Annotated in this window: 22 protein-coding genes; 6 read left to right on the forward strand and 16 right to left on the reverse strand. The window is 75.4% G+C overall.

All coding sequences use genetic code 11. From position 1 onward, the window contains the following. Positions 1-447, forward strand: a 447-nt coding sequence (locus tag NWP10_RS03390; RefSeq protein WP_258299892.1) for a ubiquinol-cytochrome c reductase iron-sulfur subunit, incomplete at its 5' end; no start/stop codon positions are given. A 28-nt stretch (positions 448-475) separates the two neighbouring features. Here the strand turns inward: NWP10_RS03390 and NWP10_RS03395 are convergent. The 7 genes from NWP10_RS03395 to NWP10_RS03425 form a co-directional block, all read right to left on the reverse strand. Continuing rightward, entirely contained in the window at positions 476-892 is a 417-nt protein-coding gene (locus NWP10_RS03395) for a PLD nuclease N-terminal domain-containing protein (protein WP_258299893.1), read from the reverse strand. Next, positions 892-1,866 (reverse strand): aldo/keto reductase, encoded by a 975-nt coding sequence (locus NWP10_RS03400; RefSeq protein WP_017488029.1) that lies wholly within the window; start codon positions 1,864-1,866, stop codon positions 892-894. Before NWP10_RS03400 ends, NWP10_RS03395 begins: the two co-directional genes overlap by 1 nt. 4 nt (positions 1,867-1,870) lie before the next feature. After that, on the reverse strand, positions 1,871-2,389 hold the full coding sequence (locus NWP10_RS03405; protein WP_017488030.1) for a hypothetical protein: 519 nt from the start codon (positions 2,387-2,389) through the stop codon (positions 1,871-1,873). Further along, on the reverse strand, positions 2,386-4,401 hold the full coding sequence (gene dxs, locus NWP10_RS03410) for a 1-deoxy-D-xylulose-5-phosphate synthase (protein WP_258299894.1): 2,016 nt from the start codon (positions 4,399-4,401) through the stop codon (positions 2,386-2,388). Before dxs ends, NWP10_RS03405 begins: the two co-directional genes overlap by 4 nt. Positions 4,402-4,573: 172 nt before the next feature. Beyond that, positions 4,574-7,276 carry an aconitate hydratase AcnA gene (gene acnA / locus NWP10_RS03415; RefSeq protein WP_017488032.1) on the reverse strand — a complete coding sequence of 901 codons (2,703 nt, stop codon included), beginning with the start codon at positions 7,274-7,276 and terminating at the stop codon, positions 4,574-4,576. A 201-nt stretch (positions 7,277-7,477) separates the two neighbouring features. Beyond that, positions 7,478-8,950 carry a class I SAM-dependent RNA methyltransferase gene (locus NWP10_RS03420; RefSeq protein ID WP_258299895.1) on the reverse strand — a complete coding sequence of 491 codons (1,473 nt, stop codon included), beginning with the start codon at positions 8,948-8,950 and terminating at the stop codon, positions 7,478-7,480. A 142-nt stretch (positions 8,951-9,092) separates the two neighbouring features. Beyond that, entirely contained in the window at positions 9,093-11,066 is a 1,974-nt protein-coding gene (locus NWP10_RS03425) for an APC family permease (protein WP_258299896.1), read from the reverse strand. Positions 11,067-11,213: 147 nt separating this feature from the next. On the opposite strand from NWP10_RS03425, the gene NWP10_RS03430 reads away from it, so the two are divergent. Continuing rightward, entirely contained in the window at positions 11,214-11,921 is a 708-nt protein-coding gene (locus NWP10_RS03430; RefSeq protein ID WP_184170683.1) for a TrkA family potassium uptake protein, read from the forward strand. After that, on the forward strand, positions 11,918-12,691 hold the full coding sequence (locus NWP10_RS03435; RefSeq protein WP_248192708.1) for a TrkA family potassium uptake protein: 774 nt from the start codon (positions 11,918-11,920) through the stop codon (positions 12,689-12,691). The genes NWP10_RS03430 and NWP10_RS03435 overlap by 4 nt, the downstream gene beginning before the upstream one ends. On the opposite strand, the gene NWP10_RS03440 is transcribed toward NWP10_RS03435, so the two are convergent. The 4 genes from NWP10_RS03440 to dut are packed head-to-tail and all read right to left on the reverse strand — an operon-like array spanning position 12,583 to position 14,892. After that, on the reverse strand, positions 12,583-13,302 hold the full coding sequence (locus NWP10_RS03440) for a DUF3159 domain-containing protein (RefSeq protein ID WP_258299897.1): 720 nt from the start codon (positions 13,300-13,302) through the stop codon (positions 12,583-12,585). The genes NWP10_RS03435 and NWP10_RS03440 overlap by 109 nt on opposite strands. Further along, positions 13,299-13,649 carry a hypothetical protein gene (locus NWP10_RS03445; RefSeq protein WP_258299898.1) on the reverse strand — a complete coding sequence of 117 codons (351 nt, stop codon included), beginning with the start codon at positions 13,647-13,649 and terminating at the stop codon, positions 13,299-13,301. The genes NWP10_RS03440 and NWP10_RS03445 overlap by 4 nt, the downstream gene beginning before the upstream one ends. Beyond that, on the reverse strand, positions 13,646-14,413 hold the full coding sequence (locus tag NWP10_RS03450; protein ID WP_258299899.1) for a DUF3710 domain-containing protein: 768 nt from the start codon (positions 14,411-14,413) through the stop codon (positions 13,646-13,648). Before NWP10_RS03450 ends, NWP10_RS03445 begins: the two co-directional genes overlap by 4 nt. After that, positions 14,410-14,892, reverse strand: coding sequence for a dUTP diphosphatase (gene dut, locus NWP10_RS03455; protein WP_258299900.1), 483 nt, complete (start codon positions 14,890-14,892; stop codon positions 14,410-14,412). The genes NWP10_RS03450 and dut overlap by 4 nt, the downstream gene beginning before the upstream one ends. 118 nt (positions 14,893-15,010) lie before the next feature. On the opposite strand from dut, the gene NWP10_RS03460 reads away from it, so the two are divergent. Further along, positions 15,011-15,553: a DUF3093 domain-containing protein gene (locus NWP10_RS03460; protein WP_017489520.1), complete on the forward strand. Its 543-nt coding sequence runs from the start codon at positions 15,011-15,013 to the stop codon at positions 15,551-15,553. A 19-nt stretch (positions 15,554-15,572) separates the two neighbouring features. Here the strand turns inward: NWP10_RS03460 and NWP10_RS03465 are convergent, their stop codons facing one another. Continuing rightward, positions 15,573-15,872, reverse strand: coding sequence for a DUF4193 domain-containing protein (locus NWP10_RS03465; protein WP_017489519.1), 300 nt, complete (start codon positions 15,870-15,872; stop codon positions 15,573-15,575). A 293-nt stretch (positions 15,873-16,165) separates the two neighbouring features. Between NWP10_RS03465 and sepH the strand changes: the two genes are divergently transcribed. After that, positions 16,166-17,776: a septation protein SepH gene (gene sepH / locus NWP10_RS03470; protein ID WP_258299901.1), complete on the forward strand. Its 1,611-nt coding sequence runs from the start codon at positions 16,166-16,168 to the stop codon at positions 17,774-17,776. Between the two features lie 127 nt (positions 17,777-17,903). Here the strand turns inward: sepH and NWP10_RS03475 are convergent, their stop codons facing one another. Genes NWP10_RS03475 through NWP10_RS03485 form a run of 3 tightly spaced genes read right to left on the reverse strand, consistent with a single transcriptional unit; the run spans position 17,904 to position 22,536 of the window. Further along, complete coding sequence (locus NWP10_RS03475) at positions 17,904-19,085, reverse strand: alkaline phosphatase family protein (RefSeq protein ID WP_184170658.1); 1,182 nt, start codon at positions 19,083-19,085, stop codon at positions 17,904-17,906. Next, positions 19,082-19,750, reverse strand: coding sequence for a DUF5998 family protein (locus NWP10_RS03480; protein WP_017489515.1), 669 nt, complete (start codon positions 19,748-19,750; stop codon positions 19,082-19,084). The genes NWP10_RS03475 and NWP10_RS03480 overlap by 4 nt, the downstream gene beginning before the upstream one ends. A 56-nt stretch (positions 19,751-19,806) precedes the next feature. After that, complete coding sequence (locus tag NWP10_RS03485; protein WP_258299902.1) at positions 19,807-22,536, reverse strand: GNAT family N-acetyltransferase; 2,730 nt, start codon at positions 22,534-22,536, stop codon at positions 19,807-19,809. A gap of 49 nt (positions 22,537-22,585) precedes the next feature. On the opposite strand from NWP10_RS03485, the gene NWP10_RS03490 reads away from it, so the two are divergent. Continuing rightward, positions 22,586-25,189: a DNA topoisomerase (ATP-hydrolyzing) subunit A gene (locus NWP10_RS03490; protein WP_258299904.1), complete on the forward strand. Its 2,604-nt coding sequence runs from the start codon at positions 22,586-22,588 to the stop codon at positions 25,187-25,189. Here NWP10_RS03490 and NWP10_RS03495 read toward each other — a convergent pair. Continuing rightward, positions 25,140-26,243: ATP-binding cassette domain-containing protein (locus NWP10_RS03495; protein WP_258299905.1), on the reverse strand; the 1,104-nt coding region annotated here is incomplete at its 5' end. The genes NWP10_RS03490 and NWP10_RS03495 overlap by 50 nt on opposite strands.

Consider the following 26,243-nt stretch of genomic DNA (forward strand, 5'->3'; position numbering starts at 1 on the left):
CGTCCCGAGGCCTCCCGCCGCACCGTCCTGGGCCGCGGGGCCGCCGTCGCCGCCGCGGGCGCCGGCGCCCTGGCCCTGTCCGGCTGCACCGAGCAGCTGCGCGAGAAGGAGAACGCGCAGGACCACTTCGCCGGGGCCGACCCCGTCGAGGCCATGCCCGCGGCCGACCTGCCGGTGGGCGCGGCACGCGAGGTCGAGGTCGAGGGCCGCATGCTGATGATGCACCGCGTGGACGAGAACACGGTGACCGCCTTCACCAACGTGTGCACCCACCAGGGCTGCCTGCTGCAGGTCGTGGACCGCGCGGAGGGCCCCTCGTATGCGTGCCCGTGCCACGGCTCGCACTTCGACGTGCAGACCGGCAAGCCCTTCGGCGGCCCGGCCCGCCAGCCCCTGATGGACTACGAGGCGGGCGTGGACGGCGACCGCATCATCGTCAAGCTCTGAGCCGGCCCGCCGGCTCCCCCGCCCGGGCTCAGTCCCGTTCGGCGCCGTAGCGCCGGCGCGGGGCGAGCCTCTTGGGCGCGGCCACGCCCGCGTACGGGTCCGGCCGGCCGATCCCGCTGGGCACCGGTCGGCCCCGGCGCGGCGGTACGACGACGGCACCGCGGTCGTTCGGGTCCCATCCGGGCTGCTCCCGGCGGCGGGCCGGGTAGTACCGGTGCCGCCACCAGAACCAGATGAGCGCGCCCAGCACGGGCAGCAGCAGCATGGCCCCGGCCCACGGCAGCCGGCCGCGGGCGTCGAGGGGCCCGCGCGAGAGCGAGACGAACCCGGCGATCCATAGCGCCCCGGCGGCCAGGGACAGGCACCAGCCCAGGACGGCCTCCACGGGCGTCGGCACGAGCGGATTCGCCCCCACGGCCACCGCGGCCGCCGCGACCACGCCCATCAGAACAGCGCCACCTTCTCGGGGCCGGGGAACAGGGCGTCCAGCTCGGCCAGGTCGGCCTCGGTGGCCTCCCAGTCGGCGGCGCGGGCGTTCTCGGCGACCTGCCCGGTACGGGTGGCCCCGGCGATCACGGAGGACACCGGCCCCTGCGCGGCGAGCCAGCCGATGGCCGCCTGCACCTCGGTGATCCCCCGGGCCCGGGCGAACTCCCCGAAGGCAGCCAGCTGCTCGATGTCCGCGTCGGCCACCATGTGCTGGCGCACGTGGGACAGGCGCGAGCCCTCGGGCGCGGTGCCCTGCGAGTACTTGCCCGTGAGCAGGCCGTTGGCCAGCGGGAAGTAGGGCAGCACTCCCAGGCCGAACTCGGCGGCGGCGGGGACCACCTCCAGCTCGGCGCGCCGGTCCAGGAGGTTGTAGTGGTTCTGGGCGGAGACGAACCGCTCCGTGCCCAGCTCGCGGGCCACGTACTCGGCCTGCGCGATCTGCCAGCCGGTCCGGTTGGAGTGGCCCACGTAGCGGACCTTGCCGGCGCGCACGAGGTCGTCGAGCGCGCGCAGGGTCTCGTCGATCGGTGTGGCCGGGTCCGGCGTGTGGAACTGGTACAGGTCGATCCAGTCCGTGCCGAGACGGCGCAGCGAGGCCTCCACGGCCCTCACGATGTACCGGCGCGAGCCCCGCGCGTCGTGGTCCACCCCGTTCGCACCGGCCATGTCCATGCCGAACTTGGTGCCGATCACCACGTCGTCGCGGCGCGCGCCGAGGGCACGGCCCAGCCGCTCCTCGGACAGGCCGGGCTGCGCGCCGTAGATGTCCGCGACGTCGAAGAAGGTGATGCCCGCGTCCAGGGCGGCGTGCACGACGGCGTCCGTGCCGTCCTGCTCGAGGGTGGCGGTGCCGGGGCGGCCGAGGTTGTTGCAGCCGAGGCCGACGACGGAGACGGTCAGGCCGGAGCGGCCGAGGCGGGTGTGGCGCACGGGATCAGTCCTCCTGGACGGCGGAGCGGACCTCCACCTTGTTGGGCTGCACGCCGTCGGCGCGCCGGGCGGCGACGGGGATCTCCGCGGCGGCCTTGCGGGCGTGCGGGGTGCGCACGGCGAGCACGAGCGCGCCCGGCTCCTCCGTGACGTCCTCGACCTCGCCGAGACCGCGCCAGGCCAGCTGATGCGTGACCTCCACGCGCAGGTGCTCCACGTTGCGCCGCTCGATGTCCGAGGCCTCGCGGCCGCGCAGGCGGTAGGCGACGGGCAGGAGCGCGAAGCCGGCGGGGTCCGCCTCCTCGAAGCCCTCCTCGGCGCCCTGGGCGAGGAACGCGGCGAGCAGCTCCTCGCCCTCGGCCTCGTCCGCGAGGGGCTGCTCCCCCACGGTGCCGGGGTGGCCGACGCGGCCGTGGTGGACGACGAACTCACCCCCCTCGACGTCGGCCCACGCCTCCCGGTACTCGAACAGCCGGGAGCCGTCCTCGTTCGTGGTCTCGCGGTACAGCCTCACGATGCTCATGCGTGCTCCTGGGGGTGGCGGGCGGCCTCGTCCTGCGGGACGGGGCGGGCGTAGGGGACCTTGGCGCCCAGGACCTGGGCGACCGTGTCCTGGGTGACGCGCTGGGCGGTGAGGCCGACGCGGGCGAGGACCTGCTCCCGGCTGCCGTGGGCGAGGAACTCGACGGGCAGGCCGACCTCGTTGAGGGCGGTGTCCACGCCTGCGGCGCGCATCTCCTGGCGGATCCGCGAGCCGACGCCGCCGGCCCGCACCCCGTCCTCGAGGCACACGACGATCCGGTGGCGGGCGGCCGCCTCGATGACGGACTCGGCCACGGGCAGCACCCAGCGCGGGTCGACCACGGTGGAGGAGATCCCGTGCCGCTCGAGCCGCTCGGCCACGTCCAGGCCCAGCTCGGCCAGCGCGCCCACGGCCACGATCAGCACGTCCCGCTCGGCGCCGTCGCGGGCCCCGGCCTCGCCGCGGCGGGCCAGGACGTCCGTGCCGTCGGCGAGCCGCTCGATCGCGCGCACCGGCTCGCCCACGGAGCCCTTGGCGAAGCGCACCACGGTGGGGGCGTCCTCCACGGCCACGGCCTCGCGCAGCTCCTCGCGCAGCGTCTCGGCGTCGCGCGGGGCGGCGATACGCAGCCCGGGCACGGACTGCAGCAGCGCCAGGTCCCACATGCCGTGGTGGCTGGGCCCGTCCGGGCCGGTCACGCCGGCGCGGTCCAGGACGAAGGTGACGCCGGCGCGGTGCAGGCCCACGTCCATGAGCACCTGGTCGTAGGCGCGGTTGAGGAACGTGGCGTAGACGGCCACCACCGGGTGCAGCCCGCCGAAGGCCATTCCGGCGGCGGAGGCCACGGCATGCTGCTCGGCGATGCCCACGTCGAACACGCGGTCCGGGTGCGCCAGGGCCATGGGCGCCAGGCCCACGGGGTTGCGCATGGCGGCGGTGATCGCGACGACGTCCGGGCGCTCGTCCGCGATGGCGAGCATCTCCTCGCCGAACACGGACGTCCAGGACTGGGCCGTGGAGGAGGTGACGGGCTCGCCCGTGGACGGGTCGATCACGCCGATGGCGTGGAACTGGTCGTCCTCGTGGGCGCGGGCCGGGGCGTAGCCGTGCCCCTTCTCGGTGAGCGCGTGCACGATCACCGGGCCACCGTAGGCCTTCGCGTCCTCCAGCGCCTCCTCGAGCTCGCCGAGGTCGTGGCCGTCCACGGGGCCGATGTACTTCATGCCCAGGTCCTCGAAGAGGCCCTGGGGGGCCCACAGGTCCTTGAGGCCCTTCTTCGCCGCGTGCAGCGGGCGGTAGACCATCTCCCCCGCGGTCCCGGCCTCCTGGAGGCGCCGCTTGAGGAAGTCCAGGGTCTGCTCGTAGCGGTGGTGGGTGCGGACCTTGTCCAGCACCCCGCGGCGCAGCCCGTCCAGGTGGTCGGCGATCCCGCCCACGGTGGGCGCGTAGGAGCGGCCGTTGTCGTTGACCACGATCACCACGCGCCGGTCCCGGCCGGCGGCGATGTTGTTCACGGCCTCCCAGGCCATGCCGCCGGTGAGGGCGCCGTCGCCGATCACGGCCACGACCGTGCGGTCGCCCTGGCCGGTCTGGTGCCAGGCGCGGGCGATGCCGTCCGCCCAGGACAGCGAGCTCGAGGCGTGGGAGGACTCCACCACGTCGTGCTCGGACTCGGCGCGGTCCCCGTAGCCGGAGAGCCCGCCCTCCTGGCGCAGGGTGGTGAAGTCCTGCCGCCCGGTGAGCAGCTTGTGGACGTAGGACTGGTGGCCCGTGTCGAAGAGCACGGCGTCCTTCGGGGACTCGAACACGCGGTGCACGGCGAGCGTGAGCTCCACGACGCCCAGGTTGGGCCCGAGGTGGCCGCCCGTCTTCGAGACGTGGGCGATCAGGTAGTCGCGGATCTCCGCCGCCAGCGCGGTGAGCTGCTCCTCGGAGAGGTCCGCGAGGTCGGCCGGGGAGGCGACCTGCGGCAACAGCGGGGCGCCGGGGCTCGTGGGGGGCAGATGTTCCATGGTCCGTCCAGGGTACTCCGCGCCCTCCCCCGGAGCTGGGACGCGCGGACGTGGCCTGCGCCTCCCCGGTCCGCGCCCGCCCGGTCCCGACGACGACGGCGGCCCGCCGCCCTCCGCGTGGAGGACGACGAGCCGCCGTCGTGGTGCCCGCGAAGGGGCGGTGTCCCGTGGATCAGGCCTTGGAGGCGATCTGACGGAGCACGTACTGCAGGATGCCGCCGTTGCGGTAGTACTCGGCCTCACCGGGGGTGTCGATGCGGACGACCGCGTCGAACTCGGTGACCTTGCCGTCCTCGCCGGTGGCCGTGACCTTGACGGTCTTCGGCGTGGTGCCCTCGTTGAGGGCGGTGATGCCGGAGATGTCGAAGGTCTCGGTGCCGGTCAGGCCCAGCGAGTCGGCGTTCTCACCCTCGGGGAACTGCAGCGGCAGCACGCCCATGCCGATGAGGTTCGAGCGGTGGATGCGCTCGAAGGACTCGGTGATCACGGCCTTGACGCCCAGGAGCGCGGTGCCCTTGGCCGCCCAGTCGCGCGAGGAGCCGGAGCCGTACTCCTTGCCGCCGAGCACGACCAGCGGGGTGCCGGCCGCGGCGTAGTTCTGCGCCGCGTCGTACACGTAGGCCTGCGGGGCGCCGTCCTGGGTGAAGTCACGGGTGAAGCCGCCCTCGACGCCGTCCAGCAGCTGGTTCTTGATGCGGATGTTCGCGAACGTGCCGCGGATCATCACCTCGTGGTTGCCGCGACGGGAGCCGTAGGAGTTGAAGTCCTTGCGCTCCACGCCGTTCTCCAGCAGGTACTTGCCCGCCGGGGTGTCCGACTTGAAGGAGCCGGCCGGGGAGATGTGGTCCGTGGTGACGGAGTCGCCCAGCTTGAGCAGCACGCGGGCGCCGGAGATGTCCGAGACCGCGTCCGGCTGCATGGTCATGCCCTCGAAGTACGGGGGCTTGCGCACGTAGGTGGACTGCTCGTCCCACTCGAAGGTGGAGCCCGAGGGGGTCTCGAGGGACTGCCAGCGCTCGTCGCCGTCGAAGATGGTCCCGTACTGGGAGGTGAACATCTCCGTGTCGATGGACTCGTCGATGATCTTCTGGACCTCGGTCGGGTCCGGCCAGATGTCCTTGAGGAAGACGTCGTTGCCCTCGGAGTCCTGGCCCAGGGCCTCGTTCTCGAAGTCGAAGTCCATGGTGCCGGCCAGGGCGTAGGCGACCACCAGCGGCGGGGAGGCCAGGTAGTTCATCTTCACGTCCGGGTTGATGCGGCCCTCGAAGTTGCGGTTGCCGGAGAGCACCGCGGTCACGGACAGGTCGTTCTCCTGGATGGCCTCGGAGATCTCGGACTCCAGCGGGCCGGAGTTGCCGATGCAGGTGGTGCAGCCGTAGCCGACAACGTTGAAGCCGAGGTCGTTCAGGGACTCGCGCAGCCCGGACTTCTCGTAGTAGTCGGTCACCACGCGGGAGCCCGGGGCCACGGAGGTCTTCACCCACGGCTTGGACTTCAGGCCCTTGGCGACCGCGTTGCGGGCCAGCACGCCGGCGGCCATCATCACGGACGGGTTGGACGTGTTGGTGCACGAGGTGATCGACGCGATCGAGACGGCGCCGTGGTCCAGCTGGAACTGACGGCCGTCCTCCATGGACACGTCCACGAGCTTGGACGGGCGGCCCTCGCCGGCCTCGTCCTGCGTGGCGTAGTTGTGCAGGTCCTTGCGGAACTGGTCCTTGGAGTCGGACAGCTCGATACGGTCCTGGGGGCGCTTGGGGCCGGAGATGGAGGGCACCACGGTGGACAGGTCCAGCTCGAGGTACTCGGAGTACTTCACCTCGGAGGACGGGTCGTGCCACATCCCCTGCTCCTTGGTGTAGGCCTCCACCAGGTCGACCTGCTCGGCGGTGCGGCCGGTGAGGCGCAGGTAGTCGAGGGTGACCTCGTCGATCGGGAACATGGCGGCGGTGGAGCCGAACTCCGGGGACATGTTGCCGATGGTGGCGCGGTTGGCCAGCGGCACGGAGCCGACGCCCTCGCCGTAGAACTCGACGAACTTGCCGACCACGCCGTGCTGGCGGAGCATCTCGGTGATGGTGAGCACCACGTCGGTCGCGGTGGCGCCGGCCGGGATGGAGCCGGTCAGCTTGAAGCCCACGACGCGCGGGATCAGCATGGACACCGGCTGGCCGAGCATGGCGGCCTCGGCCTCGATGCCGCCGACGCCCCAGCCCAGCACGCCCAGGCCGTTGACCATGGTGGTGTGCGAGTCGGTGCCGACGCAGGAGTCGGGGTAGGCGCGCAGCACGCCGTCGACCTCGCGGGTCATGACGGTGCGGGCCAGGTTCTCGATGTTGACCTGGTGCACGATGCCCATGCCCGGGGGGACGACCTTGAAGTCGTCGAACGCGGTCTGGCCCCAGCGCAGGAACTTGTAGCGCTCGCCGTTGCGCTCGTACTCGATCTCCATGTTGCGCTCGATGGCGGCGTCGTTGCCGAAGGAGTCGATCTGCACGGAGTGGTCGATCACGAGCTCGGCCGGGGAGAGCGGGTTCACGCGCTCGGGGTCGCCGCCGAGGTCCTGGATGGCCTCGCGCATGGTGGCGAGGTCCACGACGCAGGGGACGCCGGTGAAGTCCTGCATGATCACGCGGGCGGGCGTGAACTGGATCTCGGTGTCCGGCTGCGCGTCCGGGTTCCAGGAGGCCAGGGCCTTGATCTGCTCGGCGGTCACGTTGGCGCCGTCCTCGGTGCGCAGGAGGTTCTCCAGCAGCACCTTCAGGGAGTAGGGCAGCTTCTCCGCGCCCTCGACCTTGTTCAGGCGGAAGATCTCATACTCGGCGCCCTTGACGTCCAGGACGCCCTTGGAGCCGAAGCTGTCGACGGTGGTCACGAGAGGACTCCTCTTCCCGCCCGGTTCCTCCGGGCGTTCGTCCAGTGGGGGGTGGTCACCCGTCCGACGCGGGCGACGGTCCGTCCGGGACGGGCGTCGTCTGCGTCACAGGTGCCGCACTGCCTCCCAGGGTACCGCGCCGCTCGCGTGTGACGGCGGCATGGCGCGCGGCGGGGAGCATCCCGCCGCACGCCCTGCGGGTCAGGTCTCGACGATGGCCGGGACCGCGGCGAGCTGCGTGGCCGGGACCAGCACGGTCACCGACTCGAGGTGGTGCGTGTCCGGGTACAGGTCGAACACGCGGGCGCGCTCGACCTCGTAGCCGCCGTCGCGCAGCCAGGCCAGGTCCCGGGCGAACGACGCCGGGTCGCACGAGACGTAGACGATGCGGCCGGGCTCCAGGGCGAGGAGGCGCTCGATCGCCCGACGGCCTGCGCCCGCGCGCGGCGGGTCCAGCACGACGGTGTCCAGCGAGGCGCCCTCGAGGCCGCCGTCGGCGACCGTGCGCTCCGGGTACTTGAGCCAGCTGCCCAGGACCTTGTCCGTGGGGCCGTTGAGCACGGTGGCCTGCGGCTGGCCGTGCAGGTTGCGGCGCGCGTCCTTGGACGCCTGCCGGGCGGCCTCCACGGAGAAGACCCGCCCCTCGGGGCCGACCCCGTCGGCCAGGTAGGCACTGAACAGGCCGGCGCCGCCGTACAGGTCCGCGACGGTCTGGCCGGGCTCGATTTGCGCGTCCTCGAGGACAGCGTCCACGAGGGTGGCGGGGGCGTGGCGGTGGACCTGCCAGAAGCCGTCGCCCGTGACGCGGAACCGCTTGGTGCCGCCGCGCTCGGACTCCACGGTCTCCTCGACCCAGGTCTTGCCGGTGATGCGCTCCACCTTGACCGGGGAGTGCCGCTTCGGGCCGGGCAGGGCCAGGCCGGTGGAGACGTCCACGCCGCACGCGTTGGCGGCCTGGCGGATGCGCGTGCGCAGGCGGCCGAGCTTGGCCTCGTCCGCGCGGGTCTGCGGCGTGGGGGTGACGAGCACGAGCGGCCGGGACCCGGAGGCCGGCGTCGCGACGTCCACGCGGGCGGCGCCGGTGAAGTCCCAGTCCCACAGGGCGAGGGCGTCCAGCGCGGGCACGCCCAGGGGCATGTTGCGCACGGGCAGCAGGGTGGCGGAGCGGTACGCGTGCATGGCGATGTGGCCCTGCGGCGTGACGGTGAACGCGTTGCGGGTGCGCCAGCGCTGGCCCGTGGGCTCGTCCTCGGGGCCGGCGAAGCAGACCTCGGGCTCGACCGTCAGGCCGGCGATGCGGTGCACGGTGTCCCGGAAGACCTGGGCCTTGAGGCGGCGCTGATGGGGCACCACGATGTGGCCGAACTCGGCGCCGCCCACCGGCGGACGGCCGGAGGCGTGGGCGCGCAGCATGTCCGCGAGCTTCCACTGGTGGATGCGGCGGAACTCGGAGGGCCGGAGCACCTCGACGACGTCCCCGCGCCAGAAGCGGGCGCCCTCCTCGGCCTCGGTGAGGGCCACGCGGACCTTCTCGCCCGGCACGGCGTGGCGGACGAAGACGACCCGGCCCTCGTGGCGGGCGACGCAGTGGCCGCCGTGGGCCATGGCCCCGACCTCCACCTCGATCGTGCCCCCGATGCCCGTGACGCCCGTGGATGTGTCGATGACTGCCATTGCCGACTCCTCTCGGATCTCAGCGCGCGTCAGGTCTTGCCCATCGCATCGTCTGGTCTGATCCTCTCCCCCATCCTCCCAGACGAGGTGCCCTCGTGTCGCCTCGGATGTCGGCGCGTCTCACAGTTGGATCACTTGAAGATCACACCGTCGTGGACCGCTCGCCGTCCCCCTGGCCCTCGTGGATCTGCCACGGGACCGAGCCGATCATCACGCCGGCCTCGCGCTGCAGGCGCCGCTTCTGCCGGGTGGCGGTCCGGTTGTGCATCAGGGTGCGCCAGCCGGGACGCACCACGTACTCGGGAATGAAGACCATGGTCAGGTCGCGCGGCGAGCGGCGGCGCCGCTCGCGCAGGTGCCGCACGAGCGGGACCACCGTGTCGCGGTAGGGCGCGGCGACGACGGTCAGGGGCACCGGGAGCCCGGCGCGGGACCACGCGTCGATCACGTCCTCGGTGACGGCCCGGTCGGCGTCGACCACCACGGCCTCGAGCGAGGAGGGCCGCGTGGCTCGGGCGTAGGCGAGGGCCCGCAGCGCGGGCCGGTTGAGGGTGCTGACCACGACCACCACGTGCACCCGGGAGGGCAGGGCCCGCGCGTCGTCCTCGGGGTCGGGGGCGAGCTCGCGGCCCACGTCCTCGTAGTGCCGGCGGATGCGGCCCATCACGAGGGAGCCGAGCACGATCGCCAACAGCGCCACCCACGCCCCCTGCGCGAACCGGGTGACCAGCACCACCACGCCGGCCAGCGCCGTCACCACCCACGCGACGGCCGTGATCGTCAGCCGCAGGCGCACGGCCGCCCGCGCCCGGGCGCCGGGGGTCTGGGCCAGGCGGCGGCGCCACAGGCGCAGCATCCCGGCCTGCGCCAGGGTGAAGGCCAGCAGCACGCCGATCACGTAGAGCTGCACGAGCAGCGCGGTCTGGGCGCGGAACAGCAGCACCAGCGCGAGGGCGGCCGCCCCGAGGGCGAGCACGCCCCACGTGTGCACGAGCCGGTCGCCGCGCACGCGCAGCTGGCGCGGCAGGTAGCCGTCCTTCGCGAGCCGGGAGGCCAGGGCGGGGAACGAGCGGAACGCGGAGCGGGCGGCGAAGAGCAGCAGCAGGGCGGTCGCCGCGATCGTCGCCAGGGACAGCACGCTGCCCGGGCCGAAGACGGTGTCCGCGAGCTGGGCGATGACGGGCGCCGGAGTGTCGGCCTCGGCGACCGGCCGGCCGGCCGCGTCGCGCAGGCGGGCGGGGTCCAGGGCGACGACGACGCCGGTGCGCTGGGCCAGGTGCATGACGCCGAGCGTCAGCGCGCCCAGGGTCAGGGCCATGACGGCGAGCACCCAGCGCACGGTGGCCACGGCGGGGCGGGCCATGGCGGAGCTGCTGGAGACCGGCACCTCGACGCCGGTGAGCAGCACCGAGCCGGCGCTGAACGCGCGCAGGGCGAGCAGCGCCGTCGCGACCGCGCCCACCGTGCCGCCGATCCCGGCGCCCTCCTGGGTCCAGCCGGACGTGGCCGCCCGGCCCAGCAGGCCCTGGCCCTCCTGCCACAGGCCGGCCGCCACGAGCAGCGCCGTCAGCGCCACGAAGGCGCTCACCAGCACGGGCAGGGCCCAGCGGGAGAGCCGCGCGCTGCGCAGCGAGGTCAGCAGCACGCCCACGAGGGCCGCGCAGGCCACCAGCACGCGGCTCTCCAGGCCCAGGCCCGGCAGCAGCGCAGCGGCGAAGTGGGCGAAGGCGGCCACGGACACGGCCGCCGTGAAGACGAAGTCCAGCAGCAGGGCGGCCGAGGCCACCACGCCGGCGCGAGGCCCCAGCTTGGTGCGGGCCATCTGGTAGATGCCCCCCTGCGGCACCGCCGCCACGGCGGCCCGGAAGGACGCCACGATCAGCAGCATGACCACGACGACGCTCCAGCCCACCAGCGGGCCGAGCGCGAGCGCCGCGGTGCCCGCCGCCACGAGGGTGAGCACGATCTCATCCGGCGCGTAGGCCAGCGAGGACAGGGCGTTCGAGGACGTCACCGGCAGGGCCTGCCACCGGCTCATCCGGGGCTCGGCGACGTCGTGCGACGCCACGGGGCGGCCGAGCAGGCCGCGGCGCAGGAGGGAGGACAGCGTGGCCACCGGACCACGGTACTCCGCGCCGGGCCCCGCCCGGCCTCCCGTCCCACGGGGCGGGATGCTCCCCGGCGGGGCCGCCGGGTGCGAGGATGGTGCCCGCGCGCCGGCTCCCCCGACGCGCGGCATTCGGCACGAGAGGCAGGAGCGGGCATGGCCCACTACGTGATCGTCGGCGGCGGCCGGGTGGGCACCCGCCTGGCCTGCGCGCTCGACGCGGCCGGGCACTCCGTGGCGCTTGTGGACCGCGACCCGCGCACCGTGGACGGGCTCGTCCCCGGCTTCTCCGGCGAGCTCGTGGCCGGCGTCGGCTTCGACCGCGCGGCCCTGCTGGCCGCGGGCGTGGACCGCGCCCAGGGCCTCGCGGCCGTGACGGCGGAGGACAACACCAACATCATCGCCGCGCGCGTGGCCCGGGAGACCTTCCACGTGGAGCACGTGGTGGCCCGCATCTACGACGCCGACCAGGCGAAGGTGTACCAGCGCCTGGGGATCCCCACGGTCGCCTCCGTCCAGTGGACGGCGGACCAGGTGCTGCACCGCCTGCTGCCGGCCGGCACCGCCGACGTCGAGCGCCGGGACGCCTCGGGACGGCTGCTCGTCACCGGGCTCGTCCCCCACCCCTCGTGGTGGGGCCGGCGCCTCACGGACGTCGAGTCCGGGGCCGGGCTGCGCATCGCGTATCTCACGCGGCGCGGCGAGGGGCTGCTCCCCCAGCCGGGCGACCGGCTCCAGGAGGGCGACCTGCTGCACGCCGTGTACCCCGTGGACCGCCGGGACCAGGTGGAGGCCGCCCTGCAGGGCGAGGCCGTCCGACCGGACCGGGACGCCGAGGACGAGGACGAGGAGGGACGGGCATGAGGGCCGTCATCGCCGGGGCCGGCGCCGTGGGCGCCTCCGTGGCCCGGGAGCTGCACGCGCACGGCCACGAGGTGGTCGTCGTCGAGATCCGCCCGGACGCCGCGCGCAAGGCGGACGTGGGCGGGGCGAAGCTCGTGCTCGGGGACGCGTGCGACCTCGCGCTCCTCGAGCGGTGCGGCGCCATGGAGGCGGACGTGCTCGTGGCCGCCACCGGCGACGACCGCGCCAACCTCGTGTGCTCGCTGCTGGGCCGCTCCGAGTTCGGGGTGGGCCGCACCGTGGCCCGCGTGAACAACCCGCTCAACGACTGGCTGTTCGACGAGTCCTGGGGCGTGGACGTCGCGGTGTCCACGCCGTCGATCATGACGGCGCTCGTCGAGGAGGCCGTGGAGACCGGCGACCTCGTGCGGCTGCTGAGGCTCGAGGCCGGCGGCGCCGTGCTCTCCGAGTTCCGAGTGCCGGCGGAGCACTGGCTGGCCGGGCGCCGCGTGGGCACCGTCTCGTGGCCGCAGGACGCCCCGGTCGTGGCCGTCGTCCGCGACGGCGTCCCGCGCCACGCCACGGCGGACGAGATGCTCGAGGCCGGGGACGAGCTGTTCTTCCTGGCCGCCGCCGCGGCCGACGCCGCCCTGCGCCGCCTGCTAGTCGGCGAGGACCGCGCTCAGGCCCGCCCGGGCGCCGGCTCGTCCTCCGCCGCCGGGCGGAGGCCGTCGTCCTCCCCCGGCGCCGGCGCGCTCACCGACCAGGCGAGCCAGAGCCCGAGGGCGTAGAGCGGCAGGCCCATCACCAGCCGGGCCACGCCCAGGGCGGTCACCGCGTCCGCGAGGTAGAGCGGCACCTGCACCGCCAGGCGCAGCGTGAACACCGCCACGAGGATCCACGTGGCGGTCGCGTAGGCCCGGCGCCGGCGCGGGCTGCGGCGCCAGTGCGTCCCCTCGCCGCGGACGAGCCCCAGGACGAGGCCCGCGGCGGGCCAGCCGACGACCGCGGAGAGCGCGAAGGCCAGCCCGTAGGCGGCGTTCGTCACGAAGCCCCACAGGTAGTAGTCGCGGGCCTGCCCGGTGGTCAGGGCCACCACCACGGAGAGCACGACGACGGCCAGGCCGGCCAGCACCTGCACGGGCGACTGCCGCTGGACCAGGCGCACGGCGCCCAGCACGAGCGCCACCGCGACCGCCGCGACGCCCGAGGGCCAGACCTGCTGGCTGACGACGTAGCCCGCCATGAACACGAGCGTGGGCAGGGAGGCCTCGACGATGCCGCGCCAGCCGCCCACGCTCGCCAGGGCGTCCAGGCGGCCCTGCTCGTCCACGCGGGCCCGGGACGGCAGCGCTCCGGCCACGTCCGGGGCGGGGCTCTCGGGTCCGCGGGGCTCGGTCACGGGCTCTCCTCTCGGGGCGGGCGCGCGCGCAGCGCGGCCTCGGGGGCGTCGATCAGGTCGAACGCGGGGTTGTGCAGGGTGAGGACGCCGTCCGGTCGCGTCAGGCGCCCGCGCACGGCCAGCCACTGGCCGGGCATCACCCCGGGCACCCGGCGTCGGCCGTGCCAGACCAGCTGGAGGGACTCCGCCGGCGTGACGCTGCCGGGCTCCGGCAGGCGGTCGGCCAGGGCGGCGCGGAAGACGGTGGCGTCGTCGGCGCCCGGCAGGGTCACCGAGGCGACGACGCCGCGGCGCTCGATCAGGTCGCCGGGGCCGGCGTCGGCCCGCTCCCCGGCGGCGGGGCTCACCGGATCTCCGTGATCTCCGGGCCGCGCTCGGGCAGAGCGGGGGCCTCCTGCGGGCCGCGCTCGGTGTCCGCGAGCACGTCACGGCCGGCGTCGGGCGCGGCGCCGGGGCGGCGGCGCTGGACGGGGCGGGCGTTGGCCGGCGGGCGCAGGGGCAGCAGCTCGCGCGGGGGCATCGGCTCATCGCCGCGCACCACCACGATGTCGGAGAACACCTGCTCGAGCTGGGCGGCGGCGTCGGGCTGGAAGGCGGCCTCGCCGTGGAACACGCCGCGCACGAACCAGCGCGGGCCGTCCACGCCCACGAACCGGGCGACGTTCCAGCCGGGCGAGCCGTCCGGCAGGGCCGCGGGGACGCGGGTGAGGATCTCGGTGCCGAAGCGGCCGGCCTGCTCCTGCACGGTCGCGTTCGGGGTGGTGTCCAGGGAGTCGCGCAGCTCCTCGCGCACCTCATCCCACAGGCCCGCGCGGCGTGGGGCGCTGAACGCCTGCACCTGCAGGGCGGAGCGGCCCAGGGTGATGGTGGCCGCGACGATGCGCTTGGTGGAGTCCTCCACGTCCAGGCGCAGCTTCATGCCCTGCACCGCGCGCACGCGCAGCGAGCCCAGGTCGATGGCGCCGGCCGGGTCGGGGCGGGTGGCGACGTCGTGCGGGCCGGTCGCGGAGGCCTCGGGAAGGGCCGCGACCTCGTGGTCACGCTCCTCCAGCAGCTCCTCGGGCAGGCTCACCTGCTCGTGGCGCACCTTGCGGTTCCGTCCGAAGATCACGATGTCCTCCCAGGGGCGTTCTCGGTGCCGAACCCGCCGGTCGAACCGAAGCCGGCCGCGCCGCGCTCCGAACCGGGCAGCGCGTCGACGGGCTCGAAGCGGGCCCGCACCACCGGCTGGATCACCAGCTGGGCGATGCGGTCGCCGCGGCGCAGCTCGACGGCGTCGGTCGGGTCCAGGTTGATCAGGGGCACCTTGATCTCGCCGCGGTAGCCCGCGTCGATGGTGCCGGGGGCGTTGACCACGCTGAGGCCGTGGCGCACGGCCAGACCCGAGCGGGGGTGGACGAAGCCGGCGAAGCCCTCCGGGATGGCCAGGGCCACGCCCGTGGGGACGAGGGCCCGCTCGCCGGGGGCGAGCGTCACGTCGACGGCGGCGCGCAGATCGGCGCCCGCGTCGCCGGGCTGGGCGTAGGCGGGCGGCGCCAGGTCCGGGTCCAGGGCGTGCAGGGGCACGGGCAGATCGGCGGAGTCGGTCACGAGGCCCGACCCTACACGAGCCCCGCGCCCCGCCGGGCGGTCCGCCCGGTGCGCCGCGGCCGCCGTCCGCGGCGGCGTCGCGCCGTTGTGGGGCCCTGGATGTGGGAAGCTGGGATCCATGCGTGAACCCCAGCAGCACCCCGTCTCCGATGCGCCCGTCGACCGCCCCCAGGACCCCGCCCAGGGGTCGGACCGGGTCCTGTTCGAGGAGCGGCTGACGCCCTCGGTGGGCGTGTGGGTGGTGGCGCTGATGCTGGCGTCGCTGACGATCCTGGTGTTCGCGCCCATCGACCTGTGGGTCGGGGTGGCCGCGGCCGTCGTCTTCTTCGGCCTCGAGGCGCTCCTGCTGCTGACGACGACGCCGCGCATCGTGGTGCGCGAGCGCACGCTGCAGGTGGGCCGGGCCTCGATCGAGCGCCGGCACGTCGGCGAGGTCACCGGCCACCGCGGCGAGGAGGCCCGCCGTCAGCGCGGCCCCCTGCTGCACGGCCTGGCCTTCGTGGTGGTCCGCGGCTGGATCTCCCCCGTGGTCCGCATCCAGCTGACGGACGAGCGGGACCGCACGCCCTACTGGCTCACCAGCACGCGGCGCCCCGAGGAGCTGGTCGCGGCCCTCGGCGGCACCATGGTCCAGGAGGACCCGGCGGACGAGGACCGCTGACCGGGTGGCTGCGCCGGGCTCAGCCCTCGCAGTCGGTGCAGTAGGTCATGCCGTTCTTCTCGCGGGCCGCCTGCGAGCGGTGGCGGACCAGGAAGCACGAGGCGCAGGTGAACTCGTCGGACTGGGCAGGCAGCACCCGCACCATGAGCTCCTCGCCGGAGAGGTCCGCGCCAGGCAGCTCGAATCCCTCCGCCGCCTCGGTCTCGTCCTCGTCCACCACGGCGGACTGCGTGTCCGTGCGCCGCGCCTTCAGCTCCTCGATGGAGTTCTGGCTCAGCTCTTCCTCGTTCTTCCGAGGGGCGTCGTAGTCGGTGGCCATGGGGTTCTCACGCTCCGCTGGTGGGGGACGGCATCGGGACCGGTGCCGGGAAGGGACGGGACGGGCCCGTGGCCGGAGCACACGGGACCGGCCTGCGCCGTTGCGCGTAGATTGTGCACCATGGCCCCCGCCCTGCCAAATGATGACGGGCCGTCTCGCCGACGGCGGACGCGCGGGTCCCGGCGGGCGCCGGTCGGGGTCCGCCGCGCGGCCCGGCCGCTAGGATCGGGGAATGCCCGGCCGGGCGGCCGCGCGCCCGGTGACGAGAACACGACGTGGGAGGGACCACCGCCATGGCAGAGCTGCGACTGACCGGACCCACCGAGGACGGCGACGCCCTGCGCCTGCTGGATCCCGACGGCACCGAGCACGCGCTCCCCCTGTCCCCCTACCTGCGCCGCCTCGTGCTCGAGGACGCCGAGCGGGCGGGCGACGACGACGCCGCCCCCGCATCCTCCTCCTGGTACGACCTGGCGGAGATGGACGAGGCCGCCGAGGAGGACTCGCCCGCGGGCGAGGAACCGTCGGATGACGATGCCGCGGCCGGCCAGAGCGAGGACGCCCCCGGCCCCGCCCGTCCGGACGAGGAGCTGTCCCTGGCCCCGCGCATCGACCCGGAGCCGGCCCCGACGGCGACCCCGCAGCCCGCGGCCGACGCCGAGGACGACGAGGCGGCCCCCGCCGCCGCCTCCCCCGCCGCGCTCACGGACCAGGAGTCCGTGAAGGCCGCCGCCGCCCAGGAGGCGGAACCCCTCTCCCCCCGCGAGATCCAGCAGCGCATCCGCGCCGGCGCCTCGGTGGAGCAGGTGGCGCGGGAGAGCGGCAACGCGTTCTCCCGCATCCGCACCTACGGCTACCCGGTGCTGGCCGAGCGCGGCTGGATGGCCCAGCAGGCCCAGGCCGTGGAGGTCTGGGTAGGCGGCCCGGACCTCTACTCGGACGTCGTCGAGGACGGCGGGCCCAGCACCCTCGGCCTCCTCGCCGGCCACCGCCTCGCCGAGATCGGCGTGGACGGTTCCTCCCTGGAGTGGGACGCTTGGCGCGGCGACCAGGGCGGCTGGACCGTGGCCGCCCGCTTCTCCGTGGCGGGGCTGACCGGCCTGCCCACGCGCGAGCAGCCGCCCGCCCTGTGGTCCTTCCGCCCGGCCGGCCGCCACCTGGAGCCCCGGAACGCGTGGGCCCGCGTCCTCTCCGAGGCCGAGGCCTGGGACGTGTTCTCCCGCGCCGAGGCCGGCGCCCCCGCCGACGCCCCGCTGCAGTCCGAGGACGACGAGCGCGAGGTCGCGGCCGACGCGCCGGAGTCCGTCACCCCGGCGGGCGCCGCCTCCGCGGGGACGGACCGGGACGCGGACCTGCTGGAAATCCTGCGGGTGCGCCGCGGCCAGCGCGTGGGCGCGGACGTGGAGTCCGACGACGCCCTCGCCCACCTCATCGCCCGCGAGCACGCCGACCGTCAGGCCCGCGAGGACGACGCCCCGCGCCGCCTCACCCCCGTGGACGCGGAGGGCCGCCTGGCCGCCGCGGACGAGACCGGCTCCGGCGCGGAGTCCCCGCGCGAGCGCCCGGCCGGTGCCCACGCCGATGCCGAGACCCCCGCGGAGGTCGAGGCCGTCGTCGACCGGGCGGACGAGACGCCGGAGACGACCGCGGACCCCGCGGCCGAGGTCTCCGACACCCCCGAGGCCGCCCCGGCCGACGCCGCCGACGACGACGTCCCCGCCGGCGCCCCCGCGGACGCGGCGGAGGACGCGGACGACGAGGAGGCCCGGAAGGTCGAGGCGCCCGCGGCGCGGGAGCGTCCGGCGATGCCCGTGGTGACCCCGCGGCCCCGCGCCCGCTCGGCGGCGCGCCGGGCGTCCGTGCCGAGCTGGGACGAGATCGTGTTCGGGCGCAAGGGCGATTGAGCACCCGCCGCCGCGCAGACGGCCCGCGACCGGTCCGGTCGCGGGCCGTCGTCGTCCGCAGGGTCGCCGTCGTCGTCCCCGCAGGTCGCCGCCGGATCCGGCTGCCGGAGGCGCCGGATCCCGCGGCTCAGCGCCGCCAGGTGAGCAGCGGGACCTCGCGCTCGGCGCGGGTGGGCGAGCCGTGCTGGCCCACCATCTCGAAGGCGTGCGGGGCCACGCGCCGGCCGTCGTAGAGCGCGAGGTCGCCGTGCACCGCGACGAGCAGCTCGCCGATGCGCCCGCACACCCGCTCCTCCACCACGGTCCCGAACCAGCCGGCTGCCACGGCCTCGTCGCGGGTGAGCACCCACGCGTGGGCGCCGAAGCGGTCCTCCCAGGCCCGCCGCACCCGCGCGCGCACGTCGGCGTCGGCGTCGGGCCGGAAGTGCAGCTGCACGAGGCGCGGCTCCCCCGCCGTGTGCGCGATCCCCTCGAGCAGGGCGGGGTCGGCGAGCGCGCCGGACTCGTCGGCGGCCGCGTAGTCCACACGCCGCGTCGGCGGCACGTCCACCATCCCGTGGTCGCCGGTGGCGAGCACCACGGTGCCGGCGGGGACGCGGTCCACCAGGCGGCGCAGGGCGCCGTCGATCTCCTCCAGCGCGTGCAGCCAGCGGTCCGAGCCGACGCCGTCCCGGTGCCCCGCCTTGTCCAGCTCGTTGACGTAGAAGTACACGAGGGTGGGCTCGCGGGCGTCCTTGAGCACCCGCTCGGCCGCCTGCGCGCGGGCCAGCAGGCCGCGGCCGGCCACGAACCGCCCGCCGCGCAGCCCCGCCCGGGTGAGCCCGGAGTGCTCGAACGCCGGCAGGGAGACGGTCACGGCGTCCACGCCGGCCGCCCCAGCCCGCTCGAACACGGTGGGCCGCGGCTGCCAGGCCACGGGGTCCGTGGCCTCGTCCCAGCCGCCGAGCTGGTTGACCACGGCGTCCCGCTCAGGGTCGAGCACGTCGTAGCCGGCCACCCCGTGCTCGCCGACGTCCAGACCGGTGCCCAGGCTCGTCAGCGACGCGGCGGTGGTGGTGGGCACGGCGGCCTGCAGCACCCGGCCGCTGTCGGCCATCGCCGCGCGCAGCGTGGGCGCGTGCCCGCCGAAGCGCTTGAGCACGGATCGGCCGAGCCCGTCCACGAGGGCGACGACGACGCGGCGACTCGCGGGCACCCCCAGCGCGTTCTCGCAGCCGGGGACGCCGAGCGCGGCGGCCGCGGAGGTCAGGACCGAGCGTAGCGCCCGCTCCGGGGGCACGACGCCGACGGGGACGGCGGGTCCGCTCACGCGGTGGCCGCCAGGTGGGCCCGGCGCAGGGCGCGGGCGAAGGCGAGCGCGCCGTCCACGGCGCCCTGCCCGTCGGCGTCCGCGGCCACGCGGATCACGAGGTCCTCGCGGGTGGCGGTGCCGGTGTAGCCGTGGTCGAGGTCGCACTGCGGGTCCGCGCAGCCCGCGGGCTGCAGGTCAAGGCGCTGGCCGCCGGCCCAGATCAGGCCGAGGGTCATCTCCGCCACGGGGTCCGCGGGGCTGAAGCGGGCCGGGTCGGCGTGGCCGGTGGTGAGCACCACCGAGCCCAGGGCCCGCACCGGGACCATCTCGGTGGAGACCTGCGCGAGCACGGCCTGGCCGGCGGCGTCCGCGGCGTGGTCGTCCAGGTGGACGGCCAGCAGCGCGTCCTGGGCGAGCACGAGCACGGTGATGTGCCGGTGGATCTCCTCGTAGTCGAAGTGCGTGTCCACGTGGACCAGATGCGCGTCCGGGGTGCGCTCCCCCAGCTCGACGGCGATCGCGTGCGCCACCAGCTCCGGGTAGAAGCCGGCGCGCGCGAGCGAGGCGCCGAGCCCGCCGGCGCCCTCCAGCGTGCGGGCCTCGTGCCGGTGCTCCCCCGACGCCGGGGCGCCGGGGCGGTGCTCGGGACGGCCGGACTCGTGACTCCTGCGGAACGGGCTCATGGGCTCCATGCTACGGGCCGCCCGCGCCGGGCGACCGGTGCCTAGGGGCGGCCCGCTCAGCTGCCGCGCAGGGCGCGGCGGGCGGAGTCGGTGCGGCCGGCGGCGTTCGCCACGTCCACCTCGGCCTGGAGGACGGTGACGCCCTCCGGGGAGGCGAGCACGGGCGAGAAGCGCAGCCGGGCCACCTGGGGCAGGTCATCCTTGAGGACGCTGACCCGGCCCACGAGGTCCTCGAGGGCGGCGAGGTCCACAGCGGGCACCCCGCCGCCGCCCTCCAGCTTGGCCGCCGCGCGCGGGGCGCGGACCATGCGGGCGACGTCGCGGTCGGTCAGCGGGGGCACCCGGTGCACCCAGTCCCCCAGCAGGTCGGTCGCGTCGCCGGCGATGCCGAAGGACACCACGGGGCCCAGCAGCGGGTCCTCCAGCGCCGTGACCATGCAGGCCTGCCCGGCCGGGGCCATGGCCTGGACCTCGAGCTCGGTGACCCCGAAGGGCGCCAGGACGCGCCGCATCTGCTCCACGTTGCGCCGCAGCGAGTCGGCGTCCACCACGTTCAGCCGCACGCCGCCCAGGTCCAGCCGGTGGCGCAGGTGCGGGTCCACGGCCTTGACGGCCACCGGGAAGCCGAGCCTCTCGGCGGCGGCCACGGCCTCGTCCGCCGTCTCGAAGCGGGCCGAGGGCAGCACGGCGATCCCGTAGTGCCCGAGGAGCTCCTCGGTCTCGGCCGGGCTCAGACGCACCAGCTCGGTGCCCTCGGCGCTCGCGGCGGCCGCCTCCACCAGGTCCTCGGCGGCGTGCAGGCGCACGTCGGCCGGCTCGAGCGGCTCGCCGGCGTCCTCCCCGCGCCACCGGACATAGTCCGCGAGCGCGCCGAGCACGCTCATGGCCTGCTGGGGCGAGGGGTAGAAGGGCACGCCGGGCTGCAGGGAGCCGGGCTCGGCGTCGTCGGCCACGGGGCCGGAGGCGCCGAGGGTGGCCCCGGCGTAGCGCGGGGAGACGACGTCGGTGAGGCAGACGAGCACGGGCATCCGCGCGCCGGCCGTGGCCTCGGCCAGGGCGCGGGCCACGGTCTCGGGGTCGTCGTCCTCCTGGTGCAAGCCCAGGCGGCCCACCACCACGACGGCGTCGGCCTGCTCGTGGGCGACGGCCTCGCGGACCGAGGCCACGAGGGTCTCGGCGGGCGGGGCCACGCCCTGCTCGCTGCCGGCCAGGCCCACCGTGGCGACGACGTCGAGGCCGGCCTCGGCGGCGGCGTCCCGGGCGAGCCGGTCCACGGCGAGGGAGTCGGCCACGAGCACCACGCGGCGGCCGGTGGGCAGGGGCTGGCTGGCCACGGCCATGAGCAGGTCAAGCATGGCCTCGTGGGTGTGGACCTCGAGCACGCCGGTCTGGTCAAGCATCGAGTCCACGGCGCCCTCGGGGGCCTGGGTGGTGCGGGTCTCGTGCCCGGGGGGCAGGAACCGGCCGGTGACGTCGGAGCGGACCACCACGACGGGCTTGGTGCGGGACAGGCGCCGGGTGATGCGGGTGAACTTGCGCGGGTTGCCGAAGGACTCGAGGTAGACGCCGACGGCGGCGGTGTGCGGGTCGGCCTCGAAGAACTGCATGGCGTCGTTGCCGGAGACGTCGGCGCGGTTGCCGGCGCTGATCGAGGTGGACACGCCCACCCCGCGGCGCTTGGCGCCGGCGGAGACCATGGCGCCCACGGCGCCGGACTGGCTGAACAGGCCGACGGGACCGCGCTGGGCCAGGCCCGGGTAGGGCGAGGCGTTGAGCCGCACGGCGGGGTCGGTGCGGACGAGCCCAGCCGAGGCGGGACCGATCACGCGCATGCCGTGGGCGCGGGCGAGGGAGACGAGCCGGCGCTGGGCCTCGAGGCCCTCCGCGCCGGCGTCGGCGTAGCCGGAGGTGAGGACCAGCAGTCCGGCGGCACCGGCGGCGCCGGCCTCGGGGACGAGCGCCTCGACCTGGTCCACGGGGACCGCGACCACGACGAGCTCGACCTCCTCGCCGATCTCGGCGAGCGAGGCGTGGGCGGTGAGGCCCTGCACCTCGCCGGCGGCGCGGTTCACGGCGTGCACGGGGCCGGTGAACCCGCCCTCGAGGATGTGGCGCAGCACCATGGAGCCGACGGCCTGGGGGTCGCGGGAGGCGCCGACGACGGCCACGGACTCCGGAGCCACGAGCTCGGCGACGCTGCGGGCCTCGGCTCGGTGCTCGCGGGACTCGACCACGGCGCGCCAGCGGGCGGTGGGGTCGATGGGGAACTCGACGGCCACGACGCCGTCCTCGAAGCGCCGGGTGACCTCGAAGCCCGACTCCTGGAACACGGAGAGCATCTTGCGGTTCTCCGGCAGCACCTCCGCGGTGAACCGCCGGATGCCGTGCTCGCGGGCGGCGACCGCCAGGTGCTCCATGAGGATGGAGCCCAGGCCGCGGCCCTGCGCGGCATCGGAGATGTTGAACGCGACCTCGGCGGCGTCGGAGTCCCCGTAGCGGTCGTACCGGCCCACGCCGAGCAGGCGGCCGCCGCGCGTGATCACGAACGCCACCCGGTCCTTGTGGTCCACGTGCGTGAACCGGTCCAGGTCCTTGGCGCTGAGCTCGGACTTGTACGTGAAGTAGCGCAGGTAGATCGAGGTCTCGGACTGCCCGGCGTGCATGCGCTGCAGCTCGGCCGCGTCCTCCGGGGTGATGGGGCGCAGACGCGCCGTGGCACCGTCGCGGAGGACGACGTCGGCCTCCCAGTGGCTCGGATAGTCGCGGACCGGTTCGGTGTCACCCATAGGATTCACCCTAGACAATCCCCGACGACGTGAGGACTCCCCGAGCACCATGATGTCCCGTTCTTCCCGTTCCCGCCCCTCCGAGCAGGACGTCGCGCGCCCGCTCCCGCTGGAGCAGGAGAACATCGTCGACGTCGACGTCTCCGAGGAGATGGAGGCCTCGTTCCTCGAGTACGCCTACTCGGTGATCTACTCCCGCGCCCTGCCGGACGCCCGCGACGGGCTCAAGCCGGTGCAGCGGCGCATCCTCTACATGATGTCCCGGATGGGGCTGCGCCCGGACCGCGGCCACGTGAAGTCCGCCCGCGTGGTGGGCGAGGTGATGGGCAAGCTGCACCCCCACGGCGACGCCGCGATCTACGACGCGATGGTCCGCCTGGCCCAGCCGTTCTCCCTGCGCCTGCCCGTGGTGGACGGGCACGGCAACTTCGGCTCGCTCGACGACGGCCCCGCGGCCCCGCGCTACACGGAGGCCCGCATGGCGCCGGCCGCCCTGGCGCTCACCGCGGACCTCGACGAGGACACGGTGGACTTCGTCCCCAACTACGACAACCAGTTCCAGCAGCCCGCCGTCCTGCCCGCCGCGTACCCCAACCTGCTGGTCAACGGCACCACGGGCATCGCCGTCGGCATGGCCACGAACATGGCCCCGCACAACCTGCGCGAGGTGGTGGCGGCCGCCCGCCACCTGCTCGCCGACCCCGAGGCCGACCTCGAGGCGATCATGGCGCACATCCCGGGCCCCGACCTGCCCTCGGGCGGCCGGATCGTGGGGCTGGACGGGGTGCGCGACGCCTACGCCACCGGCCGGGGCACCTTCCGGATGCGCGCCGCCGTCGCCGTGGAGCAGGTCTCGGCGCGCCGGACCGGGCTCGTGGTCACCGAGCTGCCGTACGCCGTGGGTCCGGAGAAGGTCATCGAGCGGATCAAGGCCGGCGTCGACGCGAAGAAGCTCAGCGGCATCGCCGACGTCGTGGACCTCACGGACCGCAAGAACGGGCTGCGCCTGCAGATCGAGCTGAAGTCGGGCTTCAACCCGCAGGCCGTGCTCGCCGCCCTCTACCGGCACACGCCGCTCGAGGAGACCTTCGGCATCAACAACGTCGCCCTCGTGGACGGCCAGCCGCAGACCCTGGGCCTGCTGCCGCTGCTGCGCGTCTACGTGGACCACCGCCTCGACGTGGTCCGCCGCCGCACCGCCCACCGGCTGCAGCGCCGCCAGGACCGCCTCCACCTCGTGGAGGGCCTGCTGCTCGCCCTCGTGGACATCGACGAGGTCATCGAGATCATCCGCTCCTCGGACGACACGGCCGCCGCGCGCACCCGGCTGATGGGGGTCTTCGACCTCACCCAGGTGCAGGCGGACCACATCCTCGAGCTGCGCCTGCGCCAGCTCACGAAGTTCTCCCGGATCGAGCTCGAGGCCGAGCGGGACGAGCTGCAGGCCGCCATCGCCGAGCTCGAGGCGGTCCTCGGCTCGGAGGCGCGCCTGCGCGAGGTGGTCTCCGCCGAGCTGCAGGCCGTGGCCGACGAGTTCGGCGACGACCGCCGCACCGTCCTGCTCGAGGCCGAGACCGTGGCCGCCCCCGCCGCCTCGACCGCCGGCGGGCCCACCCCCGCCGGGGCCGCCCAGGCCGGGGCGGACCTCATGGTCCCGGACACCGCCTGCTGGGCAGTGCTCACCACCTCCGGGCGCCTGCTGCGCACCGCCGACCGCACCCCGATCGCCTCGCAGGGGCGGCGCCGCAAGCACGACGCCTTCGCCTCCGTGGTGGCGACGACGGCCCGCGGCGAGATCGGCGCCCTCACCTCCACGGGCGCGCTGCACCGGATCCAGGCCGTGGACCTGCCCGCCGCGCCCGAGCCCTCCGCGGCCCCGGCGATGACCGGGTCCGTCCCCGCCAAGGAGCTGGTGCCCCTCGGCAAGGGCGAGAGCCTCGTGGCGCTCGTGCCCCTGGACGCCGTGATCGCCCTCGGCACCGCCCAGGGCGTGGTCAAGCGGGTGCGCCCCGAGTGGCCGCTGAACCGCGAGGTGGCGGAGGCGATCGCCCTCAAGGACGGCGACGCGGTGGTCGGCGCCGCCCCCGCCGTGGACGACGAGGACCAGCTGGTCTTCCTCACCCGCGCCGGGCAGCTGCTGCGCTACGCCGCGTCCGCGGTCCGCCCCCAGGGTCCGGCCGCCGGCGGCGTGGCCGGCCTGCGGGTGGCCGCCGACGACGCGGTCCTCGCCTTCGGCGTGGCCCCCGCCGCCTCCCTCACCGGCCCCGGCGACGACGCCGCCGCCCACCCGCGCCCCGCCGTCGTGGTGACGGTGACGGACGGCGAGGGCGACCTGCTCGGCTCCGCCGGCGGCTCCGTGAAGGTCACGCCCCTGGGCGAGTACCCGGCCAAGGGGCGCGGCACCGGCGGCGTGCGCGCGCACCGGCTGCTCAAGGGCGAGACGTCCCTCGTGCTCGGCTGGGTGGGCGCCGGCCCCGCGCTGGCCGCCTCGAAGGCCGGCGTGGCCCGGGCGCTGCCGGTCGAGTACGGGCGTCGCGACGGCTCGGGTGTGCCCGTGGACCAGCGCATCGAGGCCGTCGGCGCCGGGGCCTCCCCCGAGCTGCTCAGCGCGCCGCCGGTCGCGGACGACCCCGTGACGGTCTCGGCGGACTGACGCCCAGGCGCAGCCGCACGTCGGCCTCCGCGGCCAGGCGCTCGTCGTGGGTGACCACCACGGCGATCCGCCCGGCCAGGGCCGCGCGCAGGTCCGCCATCAGGGCCAGGGCCTCGTCCTGGCCCACGTGCGCGGTGGGCTCATCCAGGAGCACGACGTCGGCCCGGGCCACGAGGGCGCGCGCCACGGCCAGGCGCTGGCGCTGGCCTCCCGAGAGCACGCGGCCGCCGGCGCCCACGGGCGTGTCCAGCCCCTCCGGGGCCGCCGCCAGCCAGGGGCCGAGGCCGACGCGCTCGAGCACCGCGGTGAGCTCCGCGTCGTCCGGGGCGTCCTCGGGATCCCGGGCGAGCGCCAGGTTGCCGCGCAGGCTGGAGTCGAACAGGAGCGCGTCCTGCGGCGTCCACGCCACGCGCGCCAGCGCCGCCGCGTCCGCGGGTGCCTCGACGCGGCGCCCGTCCGCCTCGGTGCGCAGCAGGTAGGCGCCCTCGGCCAGCGGCTGGAACCCCAGCAGCACGGCCAGCAGGGTGGACTTGCCCGCGCCGGAGGGCCCGGTGACGACGGCGGTCTGCCCCGGCTCGACGCACAGGTCGACGCCGCTCCAGAGCGGCGCGTCCGCGCCCTCGAAGCGGACGGCCGCGCCGCGCAGGGCCAGGCCCGTGACGCGCACGGGCGCCGCCGGCTCCGGGTCGGCGGACATCGGGGCGGACGTCGGGTCGGGCGTGGCCGAGGCCCGGCCCGGGTCCGCGGCGTCCGGGACCGCGGTGCCGGGCTCGTCCTCGCCCATCAGGTCGGCCGCGGCGCGCGCCTGGGACGCCAGGGTGCCCAGCTCCTGGGCGGACTGGGCGAGGGCCCCGTAGGGCTCCGCCCAGGACAGGACGAGCAGCACCGCGAAGGCGGCGACGGCCGCGGCGGTGCCGGTCTGGGTGGCCGTCAGGGCCACGGCCAGCGCGGTGCCCCCGGAGACGAGGACCGCCAGCGCCCGGCCGGCGCCCGCGGCCCACGCGGCCCGGCGCTGGGGCGTGAACCTGTTCGTGCCGGACGCCGTGAACACCGC

The organism is Micrococcus sp. HG099 (assembly GCF_024723355.1).
Taxonomy (GTDB): domain Bacteria; phylum Actinomycetota; class Actinomycetes; order Actinomycetales; family Micrococcaceae; genus Micrococcus; species Micrococcus endophyticus.